1 protein-coding gene and 1 pseudogene are annotated in these 6,244 nt (G+C 31.1%); both read left to right on the forward strand.

Going from position 1 to position 6,244, the window contains the following annotated elements; translation table 11 throughout:
* Positions 1-454: pseudogene (locus D5R40_RS36405) on the forward strand (hypothetical protein); the annotation flags it as partial.
* A 5,326-nt stretch (positions 455-5,780) separates the two neighbouring features.
* Positions 5,781-5,981, forward strand: coding sequence for a hypothetical protein (locus D5R40_RS29465; protein WP_124155618.1), 201 nt, complete (start codon positions 5,781-5,783; stop codon positions 5,979-5,981).
* The last annotated feature ends 263 nt before the right edge of the window (positions 5,982-6,244 follow it).

The following is a 6,244-nucleotide window of genomic DNA, read 5'->3' on the forward strand; positions in this document are numbered from 1 at the left end:
TATTTCCCAATTTGATGAGAAGCACCTCATCATCATCGATGAAAGCCAGTATTTTAGAAATAAAGTACGGGCAAGAGATGGGAAAAAAAGGCATGCCTTTCAGCGTTTAAACTCCGCAATTGGCGAAAAGAAAGCCCATGTCTTATTATTGACAGCCACACCTTATTCCAAAGAAGTTGGTGACCTTAATAACCAATTACACCTATTGCCACATACTGCTGAAAAAAAATACATCAAACAGGATGGGCAAATAGTTATGCCAGGAATGATAGATGATCAAATATCTCCTCAAGCCTGGAAAGTAATGGATTCTCCAGAATTCTTTGAGGATTTTATGAGCTTGCCTGTAGCCACAGTAATAAGTACTTCTCAGGTTGCAAAAGATTTTGCAGAAAAAACAAAAGAGGGGGATTATATTTTATTTGGAACAAAGAAATGGATACCTAAGGGTTAGCATTACAAAACTTAAAGTACTGTATTGCTAGAGAAGGAAGTCAGACCAGGCAATTTAAGAAAAGGTATTTCTTCATCAGCTAAAAGTCTTCCCCAATAGATATGGAGAATGGAGTAGGTCAAGGGATACGATTAACAACCTGGCTGAAACGGATGGATGAGTTTTCTCCCGTAGCCTTACAAAAGGTAATAGAGAAGACCCTAAAAGATGATTACAAAGTCCGCTTTTTGAGTAGAATAGAGAAGTGAGAAATTTTCTCAAACCTATTCTAAATGACCTGAAGGCAAAAACTATCGAGAAGACCGCAAAATTTGCTGCAATTACCTTCTCTTTAAAAGAATATATAGCTTGGAAAAAAAGGTGATTATCTTTGTTGAAAGATTGGAAACTGCAGTTTACTTAGAAAGATCTTGATGGGTGCTATTCCTAGTATGTGGTGCCAATACTGTAAAACAGAATGGAGAAAATTGTGGGCTTAAGGTTTTGACAAGGAAGTTCAGGAGCTTATAAATGGATTTGCTCCCGAAGCAAATGCGGATAGAATTACGATAAAGAAAGTCTTAACGAATTATGATGTATTAATCTCCACAGATGCTTATAGTATGGAGTCAACCTTCAAGATGCGAGTGTGGTTATTAACTATGATCTGGCAATGGACACCCGATGTGCTCAATCACGTGCTGGAGAATTCTTCGCCTATGGAAAGCTCCACGACAGTAGATTTCTTGTATTTGTTGGGGATTTTAAAGAAAATTAGGCAAAAAAGCTGGTACCCATAAAGTAGAGGATCGGCTTCGTAAATTGAGCAGTAGAAGTCACATGCCCAAAATTCATGAGATCCTATTCTATCTGATGCTGAGAAGGCTGAATATGACTCTTTAGCGGATTATCATCCGTTACATAAAAGAAATTGGGCATAGCAGATCAAAACCCACTAGAGGAGTTTACGGGCGTTTCTCCTTTTCTAAGGCATCTTCACCATATTAAAGGAGAATGAAGATTATGCTGCGAGCATTCCTGATGATATCCAAAGTGCATTGTCATATAAAGGGAAAAGAGAGCTTTTGTACCTTCTCTAAATACAAGAGGGCTATTCGCGACTGATTTACGATGTAAAGGAGCAAAATATTGAGCAGGTAAAGGAGGATGCTTTGCTGGATCTGATTGCTTGCTCAAAAGAAAACCTCAGCTACTATTAATCGGATCAGATTGAGAATTGGTGCACAGAAGGCCAGGGCCTTGTGGGGGAGGGCCAGGATTTTGAACAAGGATGAGGAGTTGGAAGCGGATATGTGCGCTTTATTTGGTGCCTGAAAAAATGGGAAGAGGATTCGAGGAAATATTTATAGATTGACTTACGATCGAGGGCCGTTGGCCTTCTTCCACAGGTGGAGAAAATAATACGCCAATATAAATCTTCAACAACCCACAGGATAATATAGATTGGAGTGCAGGAAATTTAAAGTTATTCCATTAAGTGAAGCAAAAGAAAAGAATCTTTCTAAGATTTTTTTAACCCGTATCTGTTAAAGAAAAACTGATTAGTTGTTAGCTATTGTGTCGCATGACCATATCAAAAAAGAAAGGGCAGAATTAACTTCTAGTAATAGGGATAGACAAATAGAATTCACAACTAATTTTATAAATCGATTTTAAAAGTAAAAATACACACAATTATTCTAAATGTACCAAAATTACATTTGGCATTCTGTTTTAATTAGTATTCCTACTAAAAAAATATTGATTTTGCGACTTTTTTGCTAATAATTTTGAATTTTTTTTACTAATTATGTAGAATTAGGTGTTGGTTAAAAACCTAAATTGTAAAAACGCTTTAAAAACATAACTATCATTTGGATTAAATTTCTCTGACTAAAGAAAAATTAGGTGTAATTACTGAAGTAATTATTGGGAACGTATAGTACTTGTAGGTCTCTGGATAATCTAGCTTCTGAATTAGCTTGAAAAAGATTAATTCTTAAATTATTTATTATTATTAACAGTTTTTAAACTATTTGTAGATGTTCGAGTCACTAATAAAAAAATTATTGATTTGAATTAATATTTGCATCTATATCTATTAATAAGAAACATTGTACTAATTCTTTTTTGTTTTTGTAATAAAAAAAAACAGTAGGTATAGATCCTAATGAAATAAATCGAGATATTTCAATCAAATGTTATTTCATGAATTTCAATCTGTAAAGGATTAATTTTCTCAGGTTTAATCCATGGCTTTAATTGTATAGAAGCGCATTAAGGTCAAGACTTTTAACAAAAAAAGTATTAATCTTCAAAATTTTCTAGACAGGATGCTGCTAATGAAATTTTAGGAAAAAATTTTGAATGATTATGATAAAAAGTGCCAAGATATTTTACAAACAAAAAATTTAATGCAGAACGAGACTAAAAATAAATTTTATAAGATTAAAATTGATGATATAGGTGATGCCTCAATTAGCTACTGAAATAGTGTTGGCTAACATAACTAATAAACAACTACCTGAAGCTCAGCTAAATTTTTAACCCAAAAAACAACAATGAGTAAATCAATATTACCTATAATTGAAGACAATAAAGTTTTAATCAATAATTTATTATGTCGTCTTATTTTTATGTTTAACCATAAGTGGTTATGAAACGGCAATAGGCATAATAAAATTGTGGGAATATATCTTGGATTATTGCGCTTAGTGTTGGTTTTATCTATGCTGACTGATTGTTCAAAACTCCAAGATGAAAATCCCAGATTACAATAAGACCCAATCGCATTAATTTATCAACCTTGTTTCATTTCGTTTGCAGGTACCTACAATGCATTTTCAGTTCTTATATTGAAGAGCCAGCAATAAAGTAGAGATAGAAAACTGGCTGAATAATTTATCTATACTAATGTAAAGAATTGATCAATCTTTAGCTTCTTCTAATATATATGATGAGACAAACTGAGTTAAAAATATTTTACCAACATTGAAAGCTGAATTAAAAATGATGGAATAGGAGATACATGCATTGATAGGATTCCCAACGGAGACAATTTAGGGAGGGGTTAAGTTATCAATACCACCAAATAATTGAGTAAAGTAGAAAATACAAGTTTATTGAAGATCAAGTAAATGAAATTACTAAACAATAAGTCTCCAGGTACAAGATATAATTTATTTAGGTAAATATATTGTTCTGTTTATTTATCAGGTAAAAACGAATTGTTATAGCTAGAGAAAGTAAGACTCAAGACGAATGTTACCTAATAAAAAGGCTGTAATAATTTATAATGATATGGGAAATAGTGTAAAAACATTTTGGCAGGAAGGAAAATTTTCCCCTTTGAAGAAAAAACCGATAATATTTCTGAACTGGAAGCAATAGTAGATAGCTTACAAAATCTTTTCAAAAAAGTTACTTTTTACCTGCTGTGTTTCTGGATTATTTAGCCTCTTAATGATTTAATTCCCCTGTTTTAACAACGAGCAATCAGAAGAATGATATTCAAAAATGGAAGATCGCCTATTGTATTTGGAGAAACAAAAGATTCAACTAAGTAAAAAATATAAAAATGAAAAATAAATTTGATGAACTGGAGAAAGGTTCTCAAAAGGAAAGGAATAATCTGAAGCGCCTGTTAAAAGAATTTCAAAGTAAACATAAATCCAACTGAGAAAAAGCTAACGAGGCATCAGATAAGAACACGTTGGCAAAAATTCTTGATAAAAGATAAGCATCATATAATTTTCTTTGGGGGATACGGTGCCAGTAAAACTACAATTCTCTCAGCTTGAATTATATATTTTTAATGAAATGGTTCGAGAAGTTATCAAATGAAAATGAAAAGGATTCTTATATGTAAGAAGTATTGTTAAAAATTTGGAAGGGGGAAAGTTGCGTCCTAGAAATATTACAACCAATTTAATAGCTTTGATGCCAGAGTTAAAATGTTGAAAAAAGGATGTGAATTATCTTTTATTGAGTTATCTGGTGAGGATATTAGAAATTTGACCCTAAAAATGAGAAAGATAATAAAGATAAAAAGATCTATTCAGCAATTTATAACCAATTAAAGTTGTTTTCTTAGTGAAGTAAAAAATATAAGCTTTTTTTCTTTATTATACCCTTTGACGATATTCCGTTATGATGAATTACATTATTCTATGCACTTTGCCAATTAATTGGATATTGTGAGAGTAAAAAAGATTTCTCACTGTTTACAGAATATTGGGATAATCGTCGCTAGTGGGATTTAAGAAACGAAGTTGAAATAAAATAATAAATGCGAAAGACTTTATCTATAAAATATGATCAATAGTTAAGTTATTGGAATCCCAACATATTAAATATAAGGTTTTTTCTTTAGCGTTGTTAAAAGTAATAAAAGGCAACATTGAAAACAACTTTCAGGTAAAGTCAATTTTAAAGATTGCAAGATATTTGAATGGATTAAATTTCCGAATAGTGGTATTCATTTGAAGAAAAAAAGAGAGAGGACAAAAAAAAGACTTCAACGGAACGAAAAGAAAAGAAAATACGAGAATGAGAAACAATAATGGAAACATGCTTGTTAAACAAGAACATATAGATAAAGAAATTGAAGATTTAAAAACTAAATTGAGGCAAAAAAGAGAAATTACTTTTTTATCTTTTTGGAAAAACTTTTTAATAGGAAATGAATGAAGAAAAGGTCGCATATATGTTATTTGGAAAAAAGATGGTTCCAAGTATTTCAAGGTATGGTTTCTTAAAAAAAGAATGAACATATTTTTAGCAGAGTAAGAATTTCGCTGAATAAGTTAAATGATATAGTCTTATTTCCGAAAACGCATTAATAGTGTATACAAAGTCCATGATAAAATGGCTCATTCTTTTTTCTTTTTGCACATCGATATGCACAAGTAGTGCTGGTAGAAAAGGGTACTATGGTATGTTCTAGGCTTTCCGAAATTGTCCGACCCACAAATATACTAGAACAATTAATATTCATGATGAGGTTACTTATCAGAGCAGGTCTTATACAATAAAGGATCACCAGTTGAAGATCACTATTTTAATTTAAGCTAGAAGATCATAAAATAGGAGAAATGAAAGATTTGATAAAAAGAAAATGATATCGAATTGAGTTTGTCTAGAGAGTTTTTTTGAAGAAGGCATTTTTTGAGAATTGGGCAATCGCCATAACAAAATATTCTTTACCATGATATAGAAGTATATAACAGTATAACTAAAATGCATTTTCTTGTAGGTATGATGATGTCATTGAGTTCAAGGTAAATCACTTAAAACAGAAGACGAATTGAATTAACTCTTTTGGAGACAAATAAATCCTTGGAAAAGTATGATAACTAAAATTGAGTCAATTGAAAAAGAAGTTATTTCTAATAAACAACTCCTTGAAAACTTAGAAGATAAAAAAGAAACTTACAAAAGAGAATCTATTTCTAGAAAAAATATTATTGAATTAGAAGAAAAAACTCGACGGTGGCAAGAAGGAATATATTACTTGAAAAGAAGGAAACGAAAGAGAGTATCTTACTGAAATAAAAAAAAATATAAGAGTTCGAAGAAGCAAATTGAGAGCTCACCAAAAGACTGGACTTTATTAAAAAGAATTGAGAAAAAAATCTTCTTTGAAGTTTTAAGAATAGGATATGAATCATTAAGAAGTGATAAATCCTCATTATTTTCTGATGTTAAATCTTTCCGGAGAGAAAGATTGGAATTATTAAAAGAGATAAAAGAATTAAAATCCCAAGTTTCAGATAAAATGAAATAGAGGAGTATTTAGTGTGTCATTCAAGT

It is taken from the genome of Okeania hirsuta, from assembly GCF_003838195.1.
Taxonomy (GTDB): Bacteria; Cyanobacteriota; Cyanobacteriia; order Cyanobacteriales; family Microcoleaceae; genus Okeania; species Okeania hirsuta.

What these genes read in the sequence shown, in the direction of transcription:
- D5R40_RS29465 (WP_124155618.1), top strand. Translation starts at nt 5,781, where the DNA reads ATGATAACTAAAATTGAGTCAATTGAAAAAGAAGTTATTTCTAATAAA.